This window comes from Shewanella sp. SG44-6 (assembly GCF_014164185.1).
GTDB lineage: Bacteria > Pseudomonadota > Gammaproteobacteria > Enterobacterales > Shewanellaceae > Shewanella > Shewanella vesiculosa.
Genome location: NZ_JACJER010000321.1, coordinates 1 through 518 on the forward strand (window position 1 = coordinate 1; position 518 = coordinate 518).

The following is a 518-nucleotide window of genomic DNA, read 5'->3' on the forward strand; positions in this document are numbered from 1 at the left end:
AGCTTCGCCTTACAGGTCAGCGTACCCACAGGGCTGGTAATGCGGATTTCATCACCGTCTTTGAGGCCAAATTTCTTGCCGTCTATCGGGTTGAATTTAGCCACATCTTCATTCGCCACATCACCGGGATCGACGTCTTTAAACTCGTAGTACCAAGGACTATTTGCAGTTCGACCTTCTTTGTTTAGGCGTGACTTTTGATCCACGAGTAACAGCGGAAACTCGGCTTCATCACCAAATCGATAGGGTTCTTCATAATGGGGAATAAATACCAATTGACCGCGAGCTTGGTAGTCACAAGCTTTCATTACCTCATCTATGCTGACTTTGTGTTTATCAGCATGTTCTTGCAACGCTTTTTCTAAGGTCTTACTGTAAAACTCAAACTTTGAAGTTTCAGTTTTGAACTTACCCCAGCGAGACTCAAGCTTATAAGGAGAGCTATTCCACACCCCTTTTTGCACGAACTCATCCCATGAATTGAGCTTATCACCGTATTTAGACGCATCTTCTTTCCA

1 pseudogene is annotated in these 518 nt (G+C 44.0%); it reads right to left on the bottom strand.

Features of this window, described 5'->3' with window-relative positions:
* Window positions 1-518: pseudogene (locus H5185_RS23555) on the bottom strand (dehydrogenase); the annotation flags it as partial.